The organism is Paraclostridium sp. MRS3W1, from assembly GCF_032465715.1.
GTDB lineage: Bacteria > Bacillota > Clostridia > Peptostreptococcales > Peptostreptococcaceae > Paraclostridium > Paraclostridium dentum.
The window spans coordinates 31,636-54,684 of record NZ_JAWDJM010000007.1 but is presented as its reverse complement, the minus strand read 5'-3'; the positions used below and the strand labels follow the sequence as shown (position 1 = coordinate 54,684).

Sequence of the window (23,049 nt, the reverse complement as noted above, 5' to 3'; positions counted from 1 at the left end):
TCAATTTATATATTAAGCTTTGTTTATAGAACCGAATAATTCCATTTTCTCTTTAACAGTAGCTTTTATAGCTTCAAATCCTGGAGCTAAAACTTTACGAGGGTCAAAACCTTTACCTTGTAGGTCTTTTCCTTCTTCTATATATTTACGAGTAGCAGCAGCGAAAGCTAATTGACACTCTGTATTAACGTTTATTTTAGAAACACCTAAAGATATAGCTTTTTTTATCATATCAGCAGGTATACCTGTTCCACCATGTAAAACTAATGGCATGTCTCCTGTAACATTGTTTATAGCTTCTAAAGCATCAAAGTTTAATCCAGCCCAATTTTCTGGATATTGACCATGTATGTTTCCTATACCAGCTGCTAACATATCAACACCTAAATCAGCTATTAATTTACATTCATTAGGGTCAGCTATTTCACCAGCACCAACAACACCATCTTCTTCTCCACCTATAGAACCAACTTCTGCTTCTACAGATATTCCTTTAGCATTTGCTATTTTTATTACTTCTTTTGTTTTTTCTATATTTTCTTCAATAGAATAATGAGAACCATCAAACATTACAGAAGAGAATCCTGCTTCTATTACTTTTAATGCTCCTTCATAACTACCATGATCTAAATGTAGAGCTACTGGAACTGTTATATTTAATTCTTCTAACATTCCATTAACCATACCAACTATAGTTTTATATCCACCCATGTACTTACCAGCACCTTCAGATACCCCTAGTATAACTGGAGAATTGTTTTCCTGAGCTGTAAGTAATACTGCTTTAGTCCACTCTAAGTTATTTATGTTGAATTGACCAACAGCATATTTACCTTCTCTAGCTTTGTTTAACATTTCTTTAGCTGAAACTAACATATTAAAAACCTCCATAAGAAAATTAACTTTAATAACAATAACAAGATTGTTAAAAAGTTATGTATATACCTAATGCATATTATACCCTAAAAGGACAAAAATGAAAATAAAATATTAAATTAGATTTTTGTTTTGGATAAAAAAAGTTTTATAAAAATATTTAATATTATGTAAATTTAGCGATTAATTATAAATAAACAGGTATACTTAAAGTATGAAATATTGTATATTTATATATGGGAAAACCATATTTAATTCAACTCTCACATAGTCTATAGTTAGGAGGGCATATATGTACAAAATTATAAAGAGCTTCAATAATAATGTTATCTTATGCGTAGAAGAAAATCAAAATAAAGAGTACATTTTAGTAGGAAGTGGAATTGGATTTAAGGCAACTATAAATTCAATTTTTAAAGATACTAATAAAATTGAAAAAATATTTGTTATAAATGAAGATAGATATAAAAATATAGAAGAATTATATAACTCTATAAATCCAACCTATATTGGTGTTGCCACAGAAAGTTTATCTATATTAGATAATAGTATAAATGTGGATATGAATGATAAATCTCATATGGCATTGTTAGACCACTTAGTATTTGCTATAGAAAGATACTTTGACAATATATATTTAGAAAATCAATTTAAGGCAGAATTAAAAACCCTATATGAATATGAGTGGGATTTAGCTAAAGATATAATTGATTTTATAAATAGAGCACTAGGTATAAATTTAACAGAAGATGAAGTTGCGTTTGTAACGATGCATATAAATGGAATATTAAATAAAACAAAAGTTGTTGATAGTGCTAAGCAAGCTATAATAATTAAAGAAGCTATTGATTTTTTAGAAAAAGAATTAGGTATAAATATATGCAAAGATTCTATATATTATAATAGGCTGATAATACATTTAAGGCTAGCTATAAATAGAGCTGTAAAAGGAATTTCAGAAGAAAATATGTTATTAGATCATATAAAGGAAAAGTTAAAGAACTCATACAACATATCTGAAACATTATGCAATTATTTAAATGAAAATTATGATATAAAGTTAAGTGAAAATGAAATAGGATTCATTACACTACACATTGATAGACTAATAACAAAAACAAAAAAATAATGTAGAAAAAAGTCGGGAAACTGTTTACAAGGTTTAAATTAGATGCTATAATATAACATATACTTAATAAATGAGCGTGTTACTGGTAAAGCAGGCAAGAGCTAATATATTTGTATTTATACGATTATTTTATAATACGTAAAAATATGAATATTTTAGCTCTTTTTTATTTATCATAGTAATATGTATAAAATGTTAATTTAAATTTAATTTGATTAGTCATACTAAAAAATTAAGGAGGAATTATAATATGCTTCAATTTTTACAAAGAATAGGTAAAGCAATAATGCTTCCAATAGCAGCATTACCTGTTGCAGGGATATTATTAGGAGTTGGTGGAGCGCTTCTTAATATAGCAGCATTACAAAATGCGCCAGCTATATATCAACCACTAATAGCATTTGTATCTATACCTGCAGTAACAGTAATTTTACAGATAATGCAAGGTGTAGGAGATATAGTATTTGGAAACTTACCTCTATTATTTGCAGTTGGTACAGCAGTAGGGCTTGCAAAAGAGGATAAAGGTACATCAGCACTTGCTTCAGTATTTGGATTCTTAATAATGAATAAAGTTATAGGTGTATTACTTGGATTAGGAGTTACACAATTAGGAGTTATAACTCCAGATAGCACTCCAGCTCAGTATGCAACATATGTAACTACAACATTAGGTATATACACACTTAATATGTCTGTATTTGGTGGTATTATAACTGGTATAGTTACATCTACTTTACACAATAAATATTACAATATACAATTACCACAAGTTATAGGATTCTTCTCAGGATCAAGATTTGTTCCAATAGTAGTTTCAATAGCTATGGCAATTGTAGGTGGAATACTTGCATTTGTTTGGCCATTTGTTCAAGATGGAATAGCATTTATAGCATTAGGAGTTAACAATGCAGGTGCAGTAGGAACATTCTTCTACGGAGTTATAGAAAGATCATTAATACCATTTGGATTACACCATGTATTCTATACACCATTCTGGTTTGGTTCTTTTGTTGATGGTCATGTTTTAATAGATGGAACTTGGCAAACAGTTCAAGGTGCAAACTATGCATACTTTGCACAATTAGGAAGTATGCAGGATTTAGTAGGAGCTTCACCAGAAACTATGTCAAGAATAGTAGCAGGAACAACAAGATTTATGGCTGGTAAATTCCCATTCATGATGTTTGGATTACCTGCAGCAGCATTAGCAATGTATCATACAGCTGCTCCAAGTAAGAAAAAAGTTGTTGGAAGTTTATTATTATCAGCAGCAGTTACATCTTTCTTAACAGGTATAACTGAACCATTAGAATTTACATTCTTATTTGTTGCACCAGTTTTATATGGAGTTCACTGTATACTTGCAGGTATTTCATTCTTACTAATGGATGTATTAAATGTATTTATAGGAATGACATTCTCTGGAGGATTTATAGACTTCTCATTATTTGGAATACTTCCAGCTGGAGCAGGAGTTCCAACTAACTGGTTAAGAGTTATAATGGTAGGAGCTGTATATGCAGTAGTTTACTACTTCTTATTCAAGACTTTAATACTTAAATTAAACTTAAAAACTCCAGGTAGAGATGAAAATGAAGAAGAAACAAAATTATATACAAAAGCTGATTATCAAGCAGAAAAAGGCGGAAAATCAGCTAATAGTGAAATAGAAGAAAATGCACCATATGTTTTAGAGGCATTAGGAGGAGCTGAAAATATAGTTTCTGTAGATGCATGTATAACTAGACTAAGAGTTGAAGTAAAAGATACTTCTAAAGTTCAAAAAACTAGATTTAAAGAACTTGGTGCTGTTGGGGTTATGGAAGTTGGTAAAGGAATCCAAGTTATATACGGAGCTAAAGCTGACGCATACAAACAACAAATTAATAAAATATTAGGAAGATAAATAAAAAGCCTTAAAGTTTAACTTTAAGGCTTTTTTTATGTTTAAAAAATTATATGCTTGTTAGTAAATTAAGAAAAATAAATTGTATTACAAAATATAGGTATAATATTTTTTACTTATAAATCACATACTATATATTATGCAACAGGAGGAATATATACTATGGTAAATATAAAAAAGATTATATCCTTAATTATAATTACAATTGTATCAATTTCTGCTATTTTTATAAATTTAAAATTAAATGAAAATATGAGTATCAATGAAATAAAAACATCAATAATACAAGGTTTTAAAACTGTAAAGATAATAGCAGATAAAAGTAGTATTGATTATGATGGACTAAAATTTAATGTAAATATGCCAGTTGTAGACTATGAGGATAAAGATATAGAAAGATATATAAATACATATATAAGAAAAAATATAAATGAATTTATTAATTTAAAAAAACAAAGAAAAGATGTTTCTAAAAATTATAAAGGTGAGAAAATAGATATAAATTATCATGTGGTATTTGAAGATAAAAATGTATTGAATATTCTTATATATAAAGATATATATATAAAAAATAAGAAATACGAAAGAATAAAAGATAGTTATGTATTTGATTTAAAAACAGGGCAAAGAATATATATAGACAATTTTTTAAAAAATAATCAAGATTACAAAGACACAATAGAAAATTATATTATTAATGATGCTAATAAAAAAAATATTAAAATAGATAAAAATAAAATAAGAATAGATAAATATACAAATTACTATATAACTAATGAAGGTATATGTGTATATTTTAATCCATACCAAATTAGTAATAGAAAAAATATTTATGATTTTAAAATTCCAGTTACAGCATTTAATAATAAGATAAAAGATATAAACACAAATCCAATAGTGGCACAAATCGATACTCAAACTATAACTAAAAACAATACTTATTTAAATAGTATAATAAATGTACCAATCATAATAACTGAAAATAAAAATATTGAGAAAAATATAAATGAACTTATAAAAAATGACATAATGAATGGGTATTTTGAAGTAGAAGAAGAGGCTAAAGACTTTTTAAAAAATACACCTAAAGAATATATAACTCCGTATATATATAACGTAGATTTTGATGTTAAAAAGAATAGTGATTCAATGCTAAGTATTTTAATTAAAATTTACCAATATAGTGGAGGGGCTCATGGATACTATGAGAATAGATCCTATAATATATTTATAGAAAACGGACAAAACTTAAATTTAAAAGATTTGTTTAAAGAAAACGCAGATTATAAAAAGGTTATAAATGGTTTAATAAGGGATGAAATAAAAGAAAATAAACAAGAATATAGTTTTAAATCAATTTCTGAAAATCAAAAATTTTACATTCAAGATGATAAGTTAGTTATATATTTTGATTTGTATGAAATAGCTCCTTTTGCAGGTGGAATTCCAGAGTTTAGAATAAGTTCAGATAAAATAAATCACATTTTAAATGAAAAATATATAAATATATTTAAATAGTGTAGTAATATTACTACACTATTTAAATTTTTCGATTAAATTGTTGGATTTAAATTAAAGAAGCTATTTTTGTAACTGCAACATAAACTCTAGAAAGTTCATACCATGTTTTAAAGTCTACAATTCCGCTTTTAGGTAATCCAAATATACCTTGAAATACTTTAACAGAGTTTGCAGTATCCTGACCAAATACTCCATCTTCTTTAACTTTAGGAATTGCAGGATATCCCTTAGAAATAGCATTCAATTGATTTTGAATTGTTCTAACATCTTTACCTGAAGAGCCTACTTTTAGAGGTTCGCCAGGGAATGATACAGGAACTCCACTTACTATTGGAGCTTTTTCAAGAACTATACTTTCACCATAAAACTTTCTTAAAATTTCTTCATAACTAAGGCCTTGATCTCCTAAATTTTTACTTCCCCACTGAGTCATTTGACCAGGACACTGAGTTTTATTTCCATCACAATATTGTGCTAACAAAGGCTGTCTAGCAGTTGGAGGTCTTTTTATAAAAGTGTTGAAAACTTCGTCTACAGCAATGCTTATAGTATCGAATACATTTCTTTCGTGAATATATTTGTGGTCATAAGCTGTAGTTGAAGTAATGGTAAATGAGTAACCTTTACTTCTATACCATTCAGTAAAAACTCTATTTAATGTAAATGAAACAATTGCTATTACATTAGCCAGTATCGTTTCTGTTGGCCATGTAGAATAAATCTCTGAAGAAGCAACATTTTTTACATAGTCTTTAAAATACACCCAATAGTCAGGAGCATTTTTGTTTTCAGGCAATCCATCATGCACAACTACAAATTCTGGGACTACTGGATTATCTAAAACAACGAACCCTGTTGGAGGTGGAATAGGCTTTAGGTCGCTTTCAGGAATCTTAGGAGGATAAGTACCCCATAATGTATGAGCTCCTATATCCACTACTATTTCGTTTTGTCTACTATATAAGCGCTTACTTCTTTGACGAGGTACCATTTGTATACCTTGTTGAGCTATAACCGTTGCCAAAACTTGTGTACCATTAATTATAATTGTTTCGTATCCATCTTTGATAACCTCTACTATATATTGACTGTAAGGTCTTACATCACTTGGTTGTTGAGAATATATTAAATCTGGAGCAGCTAGATTTAAACCAACAACCTGACCAGAGATATCGGTTTTTAAATTTTGATAAATTACTGTCGAGGCTTTATTGTCATCTCCTACGGAGTATACGTTTACGTTTGCACCTACAACTGGAAAGTTAGTAGTACTATCTACGACGCTAACAGTTAAAAAACCATCTTGCATAAAAAAACTCCTTTCTTATATGAAATCAACTTATCTATACATAGTATGAATAAAGGTATTATTTTGTTAAGATATTTGGAAATAATATAATATGAATGATAAAAAAGAAAGGTAATTCAAAAAATGAAATTAGACTTGTTAATAATATCTCTAGCGCCTACAATAGCGATTTTAATATGGATATATATAAAAGATAAATATGATAAAGAACCTATAAAGGTACTTATAAGATTATTTTTTATAGGTACATTGATAAGTATACCTGCAATAGCTATTGAAGATATATTACTTAAAGCTAAGATTGATAATTCGCATTTAAACTTAATTTACACTGCATTTGTAGTAGCAGCTGCAACAGAAGAAATTTTAAAAATTATGATTTTAATTCCTTATACTTTAAGAAGTAGGCATTATACAGAAAAATTAGATGGAATAGTTTACAGTATATTTACGACTCTCGGATTTGCTACAATAGAAAATCTTATTTATATTTTTCATGGAAACCAATTAAATTTATTACAAATTGGATTAGCTAGGGCTGTAATATCTATTCCTGCACATGTTTTATTTGCAATAAATATGGGATATTACTTATCTATGTATAAGTTTAATTTGGATAAGCCTAAAGTAAGAAAAGTATTTTTAGCTAAGTTGATTTTAATACCGATAGTTTTACATGGAGTATTTGATATTTTAGCTATGATAAAAACGACAGGGGCTTCTATATGTTTTGTTATTTATTTAATTTATTTATGGAAAATAAGCTTAGATAAGTTAGATGAATACACAGATTATGCTAGAAGACGTTTTTTAAGATTAAAGAAAAAGAAACATAAACATAAAAAATAAATAGGAGTGATTTTATGAGTTATATAAACAAAAGTCAAGAATTAGTAATATCTAAGTTTTTGCAAAGATATGATTACGATGGTGTTTTAGATATATTAATTGAATGCGGAATAGAGAGTGGAGATTTATATTATTTATTAAAATCATGTAAATATGCTACTAATTTTGATTTTAAAACTGCACTTAAACTTACTAATAATTTAAGTGAACAAATGCTGGAGAGAAAAGAAATTAAAAATCTTATAACTAATTTAGAAAATTTAAATAAAGGAGAACCTGAAGATATACTATCAGAGTTAATTGAAAATATAAAAATTCAAATTGTTAATGAGGAATATATAGATTTTTTAGGAAGATTGTATAGATTAAAAGAAGCTTTATTTAAATATATATTTGTTAATACGAAAGAAGGCAAAAGGTATACTGTATCAATGCATGGCAATATGGTATCTAAGAAAAATATACTATATACATTAAAAAAGAAGTATAATATATATAATGGTAATCTTATACATGGTGTAACTCAGTATATAAAAAGATATCTAAAACAAACTAAAAGGATGGACAGAGTTCTTGAAATACTAAATAGTGAAAAGCTTGAAAATTTAATAAGACTTAGAAATGAAAGCCCTGTAGGCCATGGATTTAGAGGTGTAAGTAAAGAAGATATTGAAAAAATTTATGGAAGTCCTATGGAAGTTGTTTATGACTTGATAAAGGCGTGTGAACTTTTAGATTTGGGAATAAATACTAAAAAGTATGAACATATAAATGATATAGTTATAGAACTTTTATCTAAGTATGTAGAACATGGAGGAGATGGTGAATTTGAGCGCAAATGTTAAAAAAGAAATAATAGAATGGATAAAAATAATAGTTACCTCACTAGTCATAGCACTTGTAATAACTCACTTTGTTAGACCTACATTAGTACAAGGCTCATCAATGTATCCAACACTTGAGGAAAAAGACTATTTAATAATAAATAGAGTTGCCTATAACCATAAAGAGCCTCAAAGAGGAGATATTATAGTTTTTAAATCTGATTTAGTGCAAGCTAATGGAAAAGAAAAAGATTTAGTAAAAAGAGTTATAGGTGTTCCTGGTGACCATCTTAAGATTACAAATGGAGATGTGTATATAAATGGAAAGCTTCAAAATGAACCTTATATACATGGTCAAAAAACTGAAGGTGAAATAGACACAACTATTCCAAAAGGATATATATTTGCAATGGGAGACAACAGAGGTAACAGCATGGATAGTAGAGATCCTGAGGTAGGTATAGTAAAAGAAAGTGATATAATGGGTAAAGTTGTGATTAGACTATTACCTTTCAATAAAATTGGTAAAGTTTCATAGGAGTTTAAAATGAAATTAGGAATATCTGCTTTAGTTCATGAAATAGATCGTGCTATTTGTATATGTAAAACAAATAAAAATATAAATCATATAGAAATAGGTATAGATAATTTAATTGAATGTAAAAAAGTTCTATTATATAAAGATGAATTTAAAAGAAATAACATAAGTATAGGGATTCATTTGCCTATGGAATTAAACAGTTGTGAAAATGTAGAATATATAAGAAATTCATGGGTAAAGTTTATACATGAAATGAATTCAGAATTAAAAGAACTTGATATAAAATATTTTAATATGCACTTAGGATATGTAATAAAGTCTAGATTTGAGAGAAATAAGCAAAAGTATTTAGATAATTCTATAAAATTTCTACAGTCAATAAACTTAGAAAATAAGTATGTTTTTATAGAAAATACATATACAAATGGTGGAGATATATGCAATATAGGAACAACAGCAAATGAATTTGAATATATATTAAATAATATAGCCAATATTGAATTTTGTTATGACACAGGTCATAACTTAATAAATGAGGATTGTTTTGTAGATATATTAAATTCCAAAATAAATTTGATACATTTAAGTGATAATGATGGGAAAAAAGATTTGCATGTTGGGATTGGAAAAGGAATTTTAGATTTAGAAAGTTTAAAAAATTTAATGTCTATGAAGATTCAATATGCAGTTTTGGAAATTAAATATGAAGATATAGATGAATCTATAAAAGTGTTAGAACGGTTTATGTAAAATAAATCGTTCTAACTTTATAAATAGACATATTAAAGGATAGGAGAAAGATTTATGGAAACTATAAATATAAAAATTAATAATAAAAATTATGAATATCCTAAAAATGTAGCTTTAGATATAATAGCGAAAGATTTAAGTAATGAATATAAGGGTATAGTAACAATAGGAAAGATAAAAAATAAATTAAAAGATTTAAACAGTACTTTAGATAAAAATTGTGATTTAGAATTAATTGATACAACTCAACCAGATGGAATGAGAGTTTACATGAGAACGTTGTCTTTGGTTTTTATAAAAGCATGTGAAGAAATTTTTAATGGGTGTAAGGTTACAATAGAACACTCATTATCAAATGGATTATACTGTGAAATAAAAAATAATAAAAGTGAAGTTACAGAAGAAGATATAGAAAAAATAAAGGCAAAAGTAAAAAGCATAATAGAATCTGATTTAAAAATAGAAAAAATTGTTACAGATAAATCGGAAGCAATAAAAATACTTAAAAATAATAATAAAAATGCAAAGGCAGAATTATTAAAGTATAAAGAATATGAAGATGTGAAATTATATAAATGCGGTGGATATATAAATCATTTTTATGGTCATATGTTGCCGTCTACTAGCTATGTTAAAACTTTCGATATAAAAAAATGGCAATCAGGAGTAGTTATATTAGGACCAAGCAAAGAAAATAAAAATGAACCTCAAAATTTTGTAGCTCAGCCAAAGCTTTCTAATATATATAAAGAGTCAGAAGTTTGGTCTGAACTTATTGGAATAGACAAGGTTGCTAGTTTAAATGAAGCTATAGAAAGTAAAAAATACGGAGAAATAATCAGTATAGTTGAAGCATTGCATGAAAAAAAGATATCGCAAATTGCAGACATAATAAAAGAAAATAATAAAAGAGTTATATTAATAGCTGCGCCATCTTCATCTGGAAAAACAAGTTTTGCACATAGATTATCTATACAATTAAAAGTTAATAACTTACATCCGGTGCCTATTTCTTTAGATGACTATTTTGTTGATAGAGAAGATACTCCTTTAGATGAGTTTGGTAATTTTGATTTTGAATCTATATATGCAATAGACTTAGAATTATTTAACAGTGATTTAGAAAAATTATTAAAAGGTGAAGAAATTAAACTTCCAAAATTTAATTTTAAAACAGGAAAAAGAGAATTTAGCGGAAAAACTTTAAAAATTGAAAAAGACCAACCTATCATTCTAGAAGGTATACACGCATTAAATCCAATGCTAACACAGAGTATAGATGATAAGGATAAATTTAAAATATATATAAGTGTTCTTACTCAAATAAATTTAGATAACCACAATAGAATACCAACAACAGACTTAAGACTTATAAGAAGAATAGTGAGAGACTACAATTTTAGAGGATATAGTGCTGAAAAAACTATTTTAAATTGGTGGTCAGTAAGAAGAGGAGAAGATAAAAATATATTCCCTTATCAAGAAGAAGCTGATATAATGTTTAACTCAGCTTGTTTATATGAGTTAGCGGTTTTAAAGAAATATGCAAAGCCACTTTTAGAACAAATTGAAGATGACAACGAAGCATTTATAGAGTCTAATAGAATATTAAAGTTTTTACAATATTTTGTAGAGTTAGACGATGAATTAGATATACCTCCAACATCTATAATTAGAGAATTTATTGGAGGTAGTAGAATTGTTGATTAGACTTGGAATCCTGGGAAGTTGACATAAACCCAGGATTTTTTGTATTATATTACTTATAATCTTGTGACGTTATTAAAAAATAAGGAGGAATGTGTATGGAAAATGTATTAGAACAAATACTTGAAGACAACAGAAAATATACAAATTATGGACATGTAGCAACTTATATACCAGAATTAAAAAATGCAAGACAAGATGATTTAGGGATATGCATGATTGATATGAACAATGAAATTCATACGGCTGGGAATTTTGATAAAAAGTTCACAATTCAGAGTATATCTAAACCTATAATACTAGCTTTAGTACTTAGTGAAAATGATTGGGAGTATGTGTTCTCAAAAGTTGGAATGGAACCTAGTGGAGACCCATTTAACTCTATTATGAAATTAGAAACTAAAGAATCTAAGAAGCCTTGCAATCCGATGATAAATGCAGGAGCTATAGTTACAACTTCCATGATAAAGGGCAAGGATCTTAAAGAAAAAGAAGAAAAGATGTTAAACTTTTTTAGAACACTAGCTAAAAATGATAATTTAAAAATAAATTATGATATATATGAATCGGAGAAATTAACAGGAGATAGAAATAGGGCTATGGCTTACCTACTAAAAAATGATGGATTTATAGAAGGTGATGTAGAAGAAGTTTTAGACTTATATTTCAAGCAATGTTCTATAGAAATTGACTGTATAGACTTGGCTAGAATAGGCGTTAACTTAGCATCTTATGGAGTGGATGTTGAAACTGGAGAAAGACTTATAGATGAAAGAATATCACGTATAGTTAAGACGTTTATGGTAACGTGTGGAATGTATGATGCGTCTGGAGAATTTGCAATAAAAGTTGGAATTCCTGCAAAATCAGGTGTTGGAGGTGGTATATTAGCTTCAGTTCCTAAGAAGATGGGAATTGGAATATATGGACCTGCCCTTGATAAAAAAGGCAATAGTATTGCGGGTATAAAGATATTAGAATCTTTAAGTGAACAGTACAAAATAAATATATTCTAAAATAGAGAATTTTTTGACAATTACTACTTGATAATATATAATTATTTATATAATTAAATATTTTTATGGGTGGTGGGGGAATGAAAGAAGTTTTAGTACTAAGAGATTTAGAGTGCATAAAAGCAATTGCACATCCAAGAAGAATAGATATTTTAAATGCGTTTAAATCAATTCCGTTGTCAGCAAAACAATTATCTCAATTGCTAGATGAACCGCATGCAAAAATAAATTACCACATAAAGACTTTGTATAAGGTTGGTGTATTAGATTTAGTAGAAGAGAAGGTTAAATCTGGAATTGTTGAAAAGTATTATTATCCTACAGCTAAGCATATTGTTATAGGGAAGAATGCTTTAAATTTTAACAGTAATACAGAAGATAAAGATATAGGGGATATATGCATATCGAAGTTTGAGAATATGAGTAACTTATTTTATAAAGCTATAGAGGAAAATGATATAGATAGTGAGTACATAGCTAATTATAATCAAGTTTGCTTAAGTAAAAGTGAAATAAAAGAGTTATCCAATACAATAGAAGAAAAAATTAATGAAATTGTATTAAATAGAAAACATAATGAAGCTGAGATGAAATACGACTTAGCATTGATAACGATACCATTAGAAGAAAAATGTAAAGCATAAAGTATCAACAAAATTTGTTGATACTTATTTTTTTGGGTATATTATAAACGAATATAAAATTTAGGAGGGAACATAGTGATAGTAATAGGACCACATATTTCGATAGCAAAAGGTTTTGCAAAAGCTGCAGAAACAGCTGTAAGTATAGGAGCAAATACATTCCAATTTTTCAGTAGAAATCCAAGAGGTGGCAATGCTAAATCTTTTGATGAAAAAGATATAATGAAATTTCAACAAATAAGAAAAGACAACAAATTTGGCCCACTATTAGCACATGCTCCATATACAATGAACTTAGCTGGTGCAAAAGAAGAAGTTTATGAATTTGGAAGAATGGTTATAAAAGAAGATATTCAAAGAATGGATTCTTTAGGAATTGAATATATGTGTTTTCATCCAGGTAGCCATGTTGGGTCAGGAGTAGATACAGGTATAGATAAAATAGCTAATGCGCTTAATGAAGCTATAACTGGAAATGAAAATATAATGGTACTACTTGAAACGATGTCTGGAAAGGGAAGTGAAATAGGGTTTAGTTTTGACCAGGTAAAGGCTATAATCGATAAAGTTGATCATAATGAAAGGCTAGGCGTATGTTTAGATACTTGTCATGTATTTTCAGCTGGATATGATATTGTTAATGATTTAGATTCGGTTTTAGATAATTTTGATAATATTATAGGTTTAGATAAATTAAAGGCAGTCCACCTTAATGATAGTATGATGCCTTTTGGAGCGAAAAAAGATAGACATGCTTGTATTGGAGAAGGTGAGATAGGATTAGATGCAATAATAAGATTTATTACTCATCCTAAGTTAAAACATTTACCATTTTTCTTAGAAACTCCATTAGAAGATGAGGGTCATAAAAGAGAAATTGAAATGATAAAAGATATTATAAAACAAATACAATAAAATAATATATAATATAAAAATAAGATACGATATTTACAAAGTATCGTCTTAATTTATAAAAACGGAAATTAATTGTTTAGGAAAATCAAAAAATGAAATAAAATTGGGGGATGATTTATGAGAAAATTAGGAAGCACTAATATTGAATTAAATAGAGTTGGGTTTGGAGGGATTCCAATACAAAGAATAACTCAAGAAGATACAAATTTAGTTATAAATGAGCTTATAAATCAAGGAATAAACTTTATAGATTCAGCCAGAGGATATACTGTAAGTGAAGAGTACATAGGGAATGCAATTGAAGGTAAAAGGGATAAATTTATATTAGCTACTAAAAGTATGTCTAGAAGTTATGATGATATGATAAGAGATGTAAATATAAGTTTAAATAATTTTAAAACTGAATATATAGATTTATATCAGCTTCACAATTTAAAGCCAGATGAATATGATGGAATATTTGATGATGATATGGCTTATGAAGCTCTTTTAAAATGTAAAGAAGAAGGAAAAATAAAGCATATAGGAATAACGAGTCACAGTATAGATACAATAAAAAAAGCAGTAAATAGTGGTAAGTTTGATACAATTCAGTTTCCGTATAATATAGTAGAAGATCAAGCTGATGAAATATTTAAAGAAGCTAATAAAAATGGTATAGGGATAATAGTAATGAAGCCTCTTGCTGGAGGAGCTATTGACAATGCAAAATTAGCTATAAAATATATATTATCTAAAGACTATATAGATGTAGTTATCCCAGGTATGGATAGTGTAGATCAGGTTATTGAAAATACATCAGTCTTAAATAATCTTAATATAACTGATGAAGAAAATTTAGAGATAAAAGATATTATAGAAAAATTAGGGAATAGATTTTGTAGACGTTGCGAATACTGTATGCCTTGCCCTGTAGGGATAAATATACCTATGAATTTTTTACTTGAAGGATATTATAGTAGATACAACTTAAAAGAGTGGTCAAAAGATAGATATAAAAGTTTAGATGTAAATGCTTCTAATTGTATAGAATGTGGGAAGTGCGAAAGTAAGTGTCCATATGAATTACCTATAAGAGAAATGCTAAAAGATGTATCCAATATTTTAGGGTAAAAAAATCCCCCTATAAAGGGGGATTTGCTATTTCTTAGTAATAGTATAATCAACTTTGTACTCAGACAAAGGATATAACTCTATTTCTACTCTTGGGTTTTCCTTATCTATAAAATCAAACAAAAGAACTGGCTTTAACTGTTTATCATTTTTTATAATACCGCTTTTTTCTATTCCATCACATATACTTTTAGGATAGTTATGTAAATCGCCCATTTTTTTATTTGGAAAATATAGTTTCAATACAGTTATAAGGTCCTCTTCTATACAAGGGCCATCGTATTGTGTATTTATATATCCAGCAATCATATTTTCATATGCTAAGTACTTAGAGTGTTTGCCTTTAGAGGGCATCCAAGATTGACCGTGAATATTGTGAAGTTTAAAATTGGATTTACTTATTGGTCTACCTGGAATTGTCAACTTTATCATATATACCACATCCTTTATACCTTAGTTATTATAAATGTAAATAGAAATTAATGAAAGGGAAATTTATGAATAAGAATAAATTAAAAGAATTTTGTGAAAGTATAGGAATTAATTGTGTAGGAATAGCAGGAGTTGGACCTTATCACGACTTGGAAAATATTATAAAAGATAGAACAAAAAAAGATTTTATAACAGGAATGGAAGAACCATCTGTTGAGAAAAGAATTAATCCGAGAGCTAGCATGGAAAATGCAGAGAGTATAATAGTATGTGCTTTTCCATATTTTGTTGAAGACGTAGTAGATTCTAATTTATCAAAGTATTGTTATGGAAAGGATTATCATATAGTTGTAAAAGAAAAATTACAACAAATTGCAGATTATATAGATAGTAAAACTGAAGAATTTCAATATATGATATTTACAGATAATGGACCACTAATAGATAGATATTTAGCAAGTATAAGTGGAATAGGGTATTATGGAATAAATAATAATATAATAACTGATGAATATGGATCTTTTGTATTTATAGGGTATATAATAAATAACTATTATTTTGAACCAGATAAAAAAAGCGAAAAATCGTGTGCTAAATGTGGAAAATGTATAACATCTTGTCCTGGAAAAGCTATATTAGGTGATTTTGAAATGAATCCTAAAAAATGTTTATCATATATAACTCAGAAAAAAGAAGATTTAAGTGAAGATGAAAAAATTGCATTGAAAAATAATAAAAAAATATTTGGATGTGATATATGCCAAGATGTATGCCCACACAACATAAGTATCTCAAAAACAAATATTAAAGAATTTAAAGAAGAATTGATATATAATTTAAAAGAAGAAGAAATAAATAATATATCAAACAAAGAATTTAGAAGAAGATATAAAGAAAAAGCTTTTAGTTGGAGAGGTAAAAAGATAATACAAAGAAATATTGAAATACTAGAAAGATAAAACTTTTAACTTGTACAGTTAGAAGTTTTTTATTTTTTTACTTAACATTTAGTAGCTAGAAACATATTATATAAAAAGGAATTTTAAAGGGGGATGGATATGGCTAGATATGCTAATACCTCTCAACTAGAGGGCTTAAATGAGATAATAGGGCAAGAAAATGCAACAAAAGCTATGGAGCTTGGACTTAAAATAGATAATCCTGCATATAACATCTTTGTAGCTGGGGATAGTGGGACAGGGAAAACTACTTATGTACTTAGTGCTTTAAAAATGCATGCAGAAGATAAAAATGACCATAAAGACTGGTGCTATGTATATAACTTTGAAAATAGCAGAGAGCCTATAGCTATTGCACTAGATAAAGGTATGGGTAAATTATTTAAGAAAGATATGGAAAAGTTAATAGAAAGTTTATTGGATGAACTTAAGGATGCATTCGAAAGTGAAGAATTTGAAATAAGTAAAAATGAATTATTAGATGATTTTGAAATTGAAAAAGAAAACTTACTCCAAAAAATTAAGAAGTATGGAGAAGAAAAAGGATTTAAATTAAAAAATAGTAAGGTAGGCATGATTTTCACGCCACAAGATGAAGATGTAGATACAACTTCTGAAGAATTTTATAAAGTTAAAAAGGAATTAGAAAATGCAGCTATACAAATTGCATATAAAATTAAAGATATAGAAGAAGATGCAAAAGAAGCTCTTTTAGATTTAGAATATGAAGTAGGAAAATATATAGTAGATCCACATATAGATAGTTTACTTGAAAAATATGGAGACTTTGAGAAAGTAAGAAAGTATTTAGATGATACTAAAAATGATATTTTAGAATATGTGTACTTATTCTATATGGATGAAGAAGATTTGAAAGAAAAGTACGATAAAGAACACTTTACAAGATATAAAGTGAACTTGTTAGTAGATAATGGATTAGATAGATGTGGGGCACCCGTAATTGTGGAAATAAACCCGAGTCCAGCAAACTTATTTGGGAAGGCGGAATACGAGTACTATAATGGTACTGTAAAAACAGATTTCACTAAGCTGTTACCAGGTGCAGTGCATAAAGCTAATGGAGGTTACTTAGTACTGTATGTGGATCAACTTCTGAGATACAATTTATCTTGGGATATACTTAAAAAAACAATACAACAAGGTGAAATAACTTTAGATACACAAACAGCTATAAAGCCAGAGAATATACCTGTTAATATAAAAGTAGTACTTATAGGAAATAACTATATGTATAATTTACTATACAACTATGATCCTGAGTTTAATAAATATTTTAAAATATTTGTAGACTTTGACAATGAAATGAAAAAAAATGATTACAATGAAACTAGATTGGCAAATTTCATAGCTTCGTATTGTAATAGTAACAATTTAAATCATTTTACTTATGAAGGTGTAGAGCAAGTTGTTAGGTATAGTACTAGGATAACAGGTGATAGAGAAAAATTATCAACTAAATTTAATAAAATTGTAGAGATTTTAGTAGAAGGAGATGCTTATTCAAAAATAAGAGGATCTAAATATGTAGATAAAGAAGATGTATTAAAAGCAATTAAAGAGAGAAGAGAAAGATTTAGTAAAATAGAAAAGAAAATGGATGAATCTATAGAAAATGGGTTTACATTAATATCAACAACTGGATCTAAAGTTGGGGTTATAAATGGATTATCAGTTTTAAATATGGGTGAGTACTCATTTGGAAGACCTTGTAGAATAACAGTTACTACTGCACCTGGAAGCTCTGGAATTGTAAATATAGAAAGAGAAGTTGAAATGAGCGGACCTATACACAGTAAGGGCGTTCTTATATTAAATGGATTTTTACTAGAAAATTTAGCACAAGAATTTCCTTTATCACTTAATGCAAATATATGTTTTGAACAAAACTATGGTGGCGTAGATGGAGACAGTGCATCTGGAGCAGAGCTTTATGCCATGTTATCATCATTAAGTGGAGTTCCTATAAAACAAAATATTGGGGCAACGGGATCCATAAATCAAAAAGGAGATATACAAGTTGTAGGTGGAGTTACTGAAAAAGTAGAAGGATTTTATTATGCATGCAAGAAAAAAGGTTTAACAGGAAGTGAAGGTGTAATATTACCAAGGAATAACCTTAGAAATCTAGTTCTTGTTGAAGAAGTAAGAAATGCTATAAATGAAGGTAGATTTCATATATATCCTATAGATAGAATTGAAGAGGCTATAGAAATATTGACAGATAAAACTTTTGAAGAAGTTAAAAGCTTAGCTATTGAAAAATTAAAAAAATATAGTGAATTAGATAAATAAAAAATAAAGGAACTGCATTTTTACTGCAGTTCCTTTATTTTGGGCAAATAACAAAATATTACAAGATAATAAATATAATTATAGTATATATATTATTTTGTTTTGATAAATAATATAAGTAAATAGATATAAAACTTAATAAGTATAATTTTATATATGTTTAAATTATGTTTAAAATTGTTATATATTATATATGTAAAATTACAACAAGGGGGAATTAAAAATGGCAAAAGCAAAAAAGAAAAATAGAGAAAATATAAAAAAAATATTAGATATATTAGAAGAAACATATCCAAATGCAGAGTGTGAATTAAATTACACAACTCCATTTGAACTTCTAATTGCAACTATATTATCTGCTCAATGCACTGATGTTAGGGTTAATAAAGTTACATCTGAATTGTTTAAGAAGTATAATACAGCTGAAGAATTTGCTAAACTTAACACATTTGAAATTAGTGAGGAAATAAAAAGTTGTGGGCTATATAAAAGTAAAGCTCAAAAAATAAAAGAAACATCAGTGTTGCTTTGTTCTAATTATGGGGGTCAAGTTCCTGATAATATGGAAGAATTGACAAAACTTCCTGGAGTGGGAAGAAAAACTGCAAATGTAGTACTAAGTAATGCTTTTGGAGTCGATGCAATTGCTGTAGATACTCATGTATTTAGAGTATCTAATAGAATTGGGTTAGTAAAAACTGATACTCCTGAAAAAACAGAATTTGAACTTATGAAAGTTTTACCGAAAAAAAGATGGTCAAAAGCACATCATTTAATAATTTTTCATGGAAGGAGAATTTGTAAAGCAAGAAAACCAGAATGTAATATATGCCCATTAGTTGAATACTGTGACTATTATAAAGAAGGGAATGACTAAAAATTGAAGAGACAGAAAATATTTTTCTTAGTAACATTAGTTATGTTATATTGTTTTGGATTGACGTATAAATCTTATTGTATGAGCAAAGAAAGTAAAATCTATAAAAATATATATATTGAAAATATTGATGTCTCGGGACTGACAGAAAGTGATGCGATAAAAAAACTAAATAAATCTTTATATAAGAAAGATTCTATAGAATTATTTTATGGAGATAAGAAATATAATCTATCTTTAAACGAAATTAACTTTAAATTTAAAGTAGAGGATGCTGTAAATACAGCTATTAACATAGGTAGAGGTAGTGACTTTTTTAATAATACAAAAACAAAATTTAATTTAAGTATAGGTAAAAGTATAAAATTAAATGTTGATACTGAATATGATAAAGCAAAATTAAATGAATATATCAATAATTTGTCCAAAGAAATAGATATTGCACCAGTTGATGCGACTATAACAGTAGAAAATAACAATTTTAATATTAGTAAAGAGGTATATGGAGTTAATTTAAAGAAAGAAGCTCTACTTAGTGAAATTGATAAAAATATAAAAAATAAAAAATTTGGAAATATTAATATATACACAGAAACGATAAATCCAAAATATACTTATGAAAAGTTAGTAAATATAAATACATTATTAGGTCAATATGAAACAAAATTTAACTCGAAAAATCAAAATAGAGTTAGTAACATAAAATTAGCTATAAATAAAATAAATAATGTATTAATAGACTATAATGAAGAGTTTTCATTTAATAATATTATAGGTAAAAGAAGCACAGAACAAGGATTTAAGAGCGCGCCTATAATAGTAAATGGAGAAATGCAATTAGGAATGGGTGGAGGAATATGTCAGGTATCTAGTACTGTATATAATGCTGCACTATACTCAGGACTTGAAATCGTACAAGCTAGAAATCATAGTATACCTAGTGGATATATAGAAAAAGGAAGAGATGCTACTGTATCTTATGGAAATATTGATTTAATATTTAAAAATAATTATAAAAGTCCTATTCTAATAAAAAATGAGGTAAGAGATAATAAAATAATAACTACTATATATGGGAACGAAAATGATAAAAAGATAGTAGATATAAGAACTGATATAGCAGGAATTATAAAGCCTAAAACTATAGAAAAAGAAAGCAAAGCTTTATATGAAGGAGAAACTAGAATAGAAAGCAAAGGCAGAAATGGATACAAAGTAAAAACATACAGAGTTTATAAGAATGAAGATGGATCTTCTATAAATGAAGAATTAATTAATGAAAGCTACTACCCTCCTAAAAATAAAGTTTTAATAAAGGGAACAAAGAAAAAGGTAGATACAACAAAAAACTTGAACTCTGAAATAATATAAATCTCCTAATGTAAGGAGATTTATATTATTTTATTATTTTATAAGTTTTTAGAAATGAAAACTTTTGATATAATTAGACTTATAAAATGTTAAGGAGGATTACGTATGTCTTTAAATATCGTATTGGTAGAACCTGAAATACCACAAAATACAGGAAATATAATAAGAAGTTGTGCTGCAACTGGTACAACTCTTCACTTAGTTAGACCCTTAGGTTTTTGTATGGATGACAAATATCTAAAAAGAGCAGGTTTAGATTATTGGGATTTAGTTGAAATAAAATATTATGATAGTTTTGATGAAGTAAGAGAACAAAATCCAGATGCTAAATTCTTTTACTCAACAACTAAAGCTAAACAAACACACTCAGATGTAAAATATGAAGAAAATTCATTTATAGTGTTTGGAAAAGAAACTAAAGGATTACCTGAAAGTTTAATAATGGATAATTTAGAAACTGCAATAAGAATACCTATGGTTGATATAGAAAAAGCTAGATCTTTAAATTTATCAAATTCTGTAGCTATAGTATTATTTGAAGCGTTAAGACAAATAGGATATCCTAATCTGAGATAAAGTGTATACTATATGATAAAAAATAGGTTCAAAAAGAAGGTGAGAAATCTTATTATGATTATGAAAAAGATTTCCTATCTTCTTATTTTTTTAAATTGTATACACTAAATATTAAAAAAAGTGAATAAAATTAAAATTAAATGTAGAAAATATTTTGCATATAGTGTAAAATTTATGGTAAGAAATTATAAGAAAGATGTTCATAGGAGGTAATTATGAAACTTAAAAAGTTATTGTCTATAGGTCTTGTTACTGTATTAGCAGGATCGATGTTAGTAGGATGCAGTCCTTCTAAAGATTCAAAAGACAGCAATTCAGGTGGGGATGACAAAGTAAAAGTAACTATGATAACTGACGTTGGTGGAGTAAATGACCAATCTTTTAACCAAAGTGCATGGGAAGGTTTAGAAAAAGCTAAGAAAGACTTAGGAGTAGATGTTAAGTACATAGAGTCTAAGCAAGAATCAGATTACGCTAACAATATAGAAACAGCAATAGATGATGGAGCAAACTTAGTAATTGGTGTTGGATTTAAGATGGAAAAGGCTATAGGTGATGCTTCAAAATCTTATCCAGATCAAAAATTTGCATTAATAGATGCTGATTTCGGTGGAAAACCACCTAAAAATGTAGAAAGTATAATGTTTAAAGCAGAAGAATCATCATACTTAGTAGGATTAGTAGCAGGTAAACTTACAGAAACTAATAAAGTAGGATTTGTTGGAGGAATGGAAGGCCCAGTAATTGAAACTTTCCAAGCTGGATTTACAGCAGGAGTTAAAGCTGCAAAACCAGATGCTGAAGTAATATCTCAATATGCAAACAGTTTTGCTGATCCAGCAAAAGGTAAATCTATAACTAATCAAATGATATCTAATGGTGTAGATATAATATTCCATGCATCAGGTGATACTGGTAATGGAGTTATAGAAGCAGCTAAAGAAGCTGGTAAAAAAGCTATAGGTGTTGATAGAGACCAAAATAGTGTTGCTCCAGAAACTGTTATAACTTCAGCTATAAAGAGAGTTGATGTTGGGGTTTATGATACTGTTAAAAACCTAGTTGATGGTAAGTTTAATGGTGGAAAAGTAACTGTTTATGGATTAAATGAAGATGGAGTTGGAGTAGCAGATACTACAAAAGAAGATGTATCTCCAGATGTATTAGAATTTGTTAATAAACAAGGTGATAAAATTAAGAGTGGAGAAATAAAAGTTCCATCTACAATGAAAGATGTAAAATAATTAAATTAAATTAATTTAATAAAAAAGACTAGCTATGCTAGTCTTTTTTTTCGCCCAAATTAACTATGATAAAAATTTAGATAAATTGTTTGAGGTAAATAAATGTAAATTAGATTTAAAATGAATTATATATATATGAATACGAATTAAAAAATTAAGAAAATATTAAAAAAA

At 27.5% G+C, this 23,049-nt stretch carries 21 protein-coding genes; 18 read left to right on the top strand and 3 right to left on the bottom strand.

What is annotated here, in order from left to right; genetic code table 11:
• Positions 1 to 12: 12 nt before the first annotated feature.
• The gene (gene fba, locus RWY47_RS00775) at positions 13 to 876 is read right to left on the bottom strand and encodes a class II fructose-1,6-bisphosphate aldolase (protein WP_021431687.1); all 864 of its coding nucleotides are present in this window, start codon (positions 874 to 876) and stop codon (positions 13 to 15) included.
• Between the two features lie 292 nt (positions 877 to 1,168).
• Between fba and RWY47_RS00780 the strand changes: the two genes are divergently transcribed.
• The 3 genes from RWY47_RS00780 to RWY47_RS00790 all read left to right on the top strand — a co-directional run bounded on the left by RWY47_RS00780 (position 1,169) and on the right by RWY47_RS00790 (position 5,432).
• Entirely contained in the window at positions 1,169 to 2,005 is an 837-nt protein-coding gene (locus RWY47_RS00780; protein ID WP_224170633.1) for a PRD domain-containing protein, read from the top strand.
• Positions 2,006 to 2,255: 250 nt separating this feature from the next.
• A complete protein-coding gene (locus tag RWY47_RS00785; RefSeq protein WP_024619961.1) occupies positions 2,256 to 3,914 on the top strand; it encodes a PTS transporter subunit EIIC in 1,659 nt (552 codons plus the stop codon).
• A gap of 162 nt (positions 3,915 to 4,076) precedes the next feature.
• Complete coding sequence (locus RWY47_RS00790; protein WP_224170634.1) at positions 4,077 to 5,432, top strand: DUF3298 domain-containing protein; 1,356 nt, start codon at positions 4,077 to 4,079, stop codon at positions 5,430 to 5,432.
• Positions 5,433 to 5,481: 49 nt separating this feature from the next.
• On the opposite strand, the gene sleC is transcribed toward RWY47_RS00790, so the two are convergent.
• The gene (gene sleC / locus RWY47_RS00795) at positions 5,482 to 6,744 is read right to left on the bottom strand and encodes a spore cortex-lytic germination protein SleC (protein ID WP_150841906.1); all 1,263 of its coding nucleotides are present in this window, start codon (positions 6,742 to 6,744) and stop codon (positions 5,482 to 5,484) included.
• 123 nt (positions 6,745 to 6,867) lie between these two features.
• On the opposite strand from sleC, the gene RWY47_RS00800 reads away from it, so the two are divergent.
• From RWY47_RS00800 to RWY47_RS00840, 9 genes are all read left to right on the top strand, one after another.
• Positions 6,868 to 7,593 carry a PrsW family intramembrane metalloprotease gene (locus RWY47_RS00800; RefSeq protein ID WP_021428388.1) on the top strand — a complete coding sequence of 242 codons (726 nt, stop codon included), beginning with the start codon at positions 6,868 to 6,870 and terminating at the stop codon, positions 7,591 to 7,593.
• Between the two features lie 14 nt (positions 7,594 to 7,607).
• The gene (locus tag RWY47_RS00805) at positions 7,608 to 8,438 is read left to right on the top strand and encodes a hypothetical protein (RefSeq protein WP_021428508.1); all 831 of its coding nucleotides are present in this window, start codon (positions 7,608 to 7,610) and stop codon (positions 8,436 to 8,438) included.
• Positions 8,422 to 8,955, top strand: coding sequence for a signal peptidase I (gene lepB, locus RWY47_RS00810; protein ID WP_021428444.1), 534 nt, complete (start codon positions 8,422 to 8,424; stop codon positions 8,953 to 8,955). Before RWY47_RS00805 ends, lepB begins: the two co-directional genes overlap by 17 nt.
• 9 nt (positions 8,956 to 8,964) lie before the next feature.
• A complete protein-coding gene (locus tag RWY47_RS00815) occupies positions 8,965 to 9,708 on the top strand; it encodes a TIM barrel protein (protein WP_224170635.1) in 744 nt (247 codons plus the stop codon).
• A 54-nt stretch (positions 9,709 to 9,762) separates the two neighbouring features.
• Entirely contained in the window at positions 9,763 to 11,418 is a 1,656-nt protein-coding gene (locus RWY47_RS00820) for a nucleoside kinase (protein ID WP_150841908.1), read from the top strand.
• A gap of 95 nt (positions 11,419 to 11,513) precedes the next feature.
• A complete protein-coding gene (gene glsA / locus RWY47_RS00825; RefSeq protein WP_021428511.1) occupies positions 11,514 to 12,431 on the top strand; it encodes a glutaminase A in 918 nt (305 codons plus the stop codon).
• An 80-nt stretch (positions 12,432 to 12,511) separates the two neighbouring features.
• Positions 12,512 to 13,075 carry a winged helix-turn-helix domain-containing protein gene (locus tag RWY47_RS00830; protein WP_024619966.1) on the top strand — a complete coding sequence of 188 codons (564 nt, stop codon included), beginning with the start codon at positions 12,512 to 12,514 and terminating at the stop codon, positions 13,073 to 13,075.
• Between the two features lie 75 nt (positions 13,076 to 13,150).
• Positions 13,151 to 13,990: a deoxyribonuclease IV gene (locus RWY47_RS00835; RefSeq protein ID WP_150841909.1), complete on the top strand. Its 840-nt coding sequence runs from the start codon at positions 13,151 to 13,153 to the stop codon at positions 13,988 to 13,990.
• A gap of 117 nt (positions 13,991 to 14,107) precedes the next feature.
• Positions 14,108 to 15,103: an aldo/keto reductase gene (locus RWY47_RS00840; protein ID WP_021428514.1), complete on the top strand. Its 996-nt coding sequence runs from the start codon at positions 14,108 to 14,110 to the stop codon at positions 15,101 to 15,103.
• A gap of 27 nt (positions 15,104 to 15,130) precedes the next feature.
• Here RWY47_RS00840 and RWY47_RS00845 read toward each other — a convergent pair whose 3' ends face one another.
• A complete protein-coding gene (locus tag RWY47_RS00845) occupies positions 15,131 to 15,535 on the bottom strand; it encodes a RusA family crossover junction endodeoxyribonuclease (RefSeq protein WP_021431699.1) in 405 nt (134 codons plus the stop codon).
• A 65-nt stretch (positions 15,536 to 15,600) separates the two neighbouring features.
• On the opposite strand from RWY47_RS00845, the gene queG reads away from it, so the two are divergent.
• The 6 genes from queG (at position 15,601) to RWY47_RS00875 (ending at position 22,875) form a co-directional block, all read left to right on the top strand.
• Positions 15,601 to 16,494: a tRNA epoxyqueuosine(34) reductase QueG gene (gene queG, locus RWY47_RS00850; RefSeq protein WP_150841910.1), complete on the top strand. Its 894-nt coding sequence runs from the start codon at positions 15,601 to 15,603 to the stop codon at positions 16,492 to 16,494.
• A gap of 99 nt (positions 16,495 to 16,593) precedes the next feature.
• Positions 16,594 to 18,807, top strand: a complete 2,214-nt coding sequence (locus tag RWY47_RS00855; protein WP_024619969.1) for a Lon protease family protein — start codon at positions 16,594 to 16,596, stop codon at positions 18,805 to 18,807.
• A gap of 223 nt (positions 18,808 to 19,030) precedes the next feature.
• Entirely contained in the window at positions 19,031 to 19,684 is a 654-nt protein-coding gene (gene nth / locus RWY47_RS00860) for an endonuclease III (RefSeq protein ID WP_024619970.1), read from the top strand.
• A 3-nt stretch (positions 19,685 to 19,687) separates the two neighbouring features.
• On the top strand, positions 19,688 to 21,055 hold the full coding sequence (locus tag RWY47_RS00865; protein WP_224170636.1) for a VanW family protein: 1,368 nt from the start codon (positions 19,688 to 19,690) through the stop codon (positions 21,053 to 21,055).
• 105 nt (positions 21,056 to 21,160) lie between these two features.
• A complete protein-coding gene (trmL, locus tag RWY47_RS00870) occupies positions 21,161 to 21,631 on the top strand; it encodes a tRNA (uridine(34)/cytosine(34)/5-carboxymethylaminomethyluridine(34)-2'-O)-methyltransferase TrmL (protein WP_021431704.1) in 471 nt (156 codons plus the stop codon).
• A 215-nt stretch (positions 21,632 to 21,846) separates the two neighbouring features.
• Positions 21,847 to 22,875 (top strand): BMP family lipoprotein, encoded by a 1,029-nt coding sequence (locus tag RWY47_RS00875; RefSeq protein WP_021431705.1) that lies wholly within the window; start codon positions 21,847 to 21,849, stop codon positions 22,873 to 22,875.
• The last annotated feature ends 174 nt before the right edge of the window (positions 22,876 to 23,049 follow it).

Bases quoted from the DNA above. Each gene is read 5' to 3' on its own strand.
- fba (WP_021431687.1), bottom strand. From the start codon at position 876: ATGTTAGTTTCAGCTAAAGAAATGTTAAACAAAGCTAGAGAAGGTAAA.
- RWY47_RS00780 (WP_224170633.1), top strand. From the start codon at position 1,169: ATGTACAAAATTATAAAGAGCTTCAATAATAATGTTATCTTATGCGTA.
- RWY47_RS00785 (WP_024619961.1), top strand. From the start codon at position 2,256: ATGCTTCAATTTTTACAAAGAATAGGTAAAGCAATAATGCTTCCAATA.
- RWY47_RS00790 (WP_224170634.1), top strand. From the start codon at position 4,077: ATGGTAAATATAAAAAAGATTATATCCTTAATTATAATTACAATTGTA.
- sleC (WP_150841906.1), bottom strand. From the start codon at position 6,744: ATGCAAGATGGTTTTTTAACTGTTAGCGTCGTAGATAGTACTACTAAC.
- RWY47_RS00800 (WP_021428388.1), top strand. From the start codon at position 6,868: ATGAAATTAGACTTGTTAATAATATCTCTAGCGCCTACAATAGCGATT.
- RWY47_RS00805 (WP_021428508.1), top strand. From the start codon at position 7,608: ATGAGTTATATAAACAAAAGTCAAGAATTAGTAATATCTAAGTTTTTG.
- RWY47_RS00815 (WP_224170635.1), top strand. From the start codon at position 8,965: ATGAAATTAGGAATATCTGCTTTAGTTCATGAAATAGATCGTGCTATT.
- RWY47_RS00820 (WP_150841908.1), top strand. From the start codon at position 9,763: ATGGAAACTATAAATATAAAAATTAATAATAAAAATTATGAATATCCT.
- glsA (WP_021428511.1), top strand. From the start codon at position 11,514: ATGGAAAATGTATTAGAACAAATACTTGAAGACAACAGAAAATATACA.
- RWY47_RS00830 (WP_024619966.1), top strand. From the start codon at position 12,512: ATGAAAGAAGTTTTAGTACTAAGAGATTTAGAGTGCATAAAAGCAATT.
- RWY47_RS00840 (WP_021428514.1), top strand. From the start codon at position 14,108: ATGAGAAAATTAGGAAGCACTAATATTGAATTAAATAGAGTTGGGTTT.
- RWY47_RS00845 (WP_021431699.1), bottom strand. From the start codon at position 15,535: ATGATAAAGTTGACAATTCCAGGTAGACCAATAAGTAAATCCAATTTT.
- queG (WP_150841910.1), top strand. From the start codon at position 15,601: ATGAATAAGAATAAATTAAAAGAATTTTGTGAAAGTATAGGAATTAAT.
- RWY47_RS00855 (WP_024619969.1), top strand. From the start codon at position 16,594: ATGGCTAGATATGCTAATACCTCTCAACTAGAGGGCTTAAATGAGATA.
- nth (WP_024619970.1), top strand. From the start codon at position 19,031: ATGGCAAAAGCAAAAAAGAAAAATAGAGAAAATATAAAAAAAATATTA.
- trmL (WP_021431704.1), top strand. From the start codon at position 21,161: ATGTCTTTAAATATCGTATTGGTAGAACCTGAAATACCACAAAATACA.
- RWY47_RS00875 (WP_021431705.1), top strand. From the start codon at position 21,847: ATGAAACTTAAAAAGTTATTGTCTATAGGTCTTGTTACTGTATTAGCA.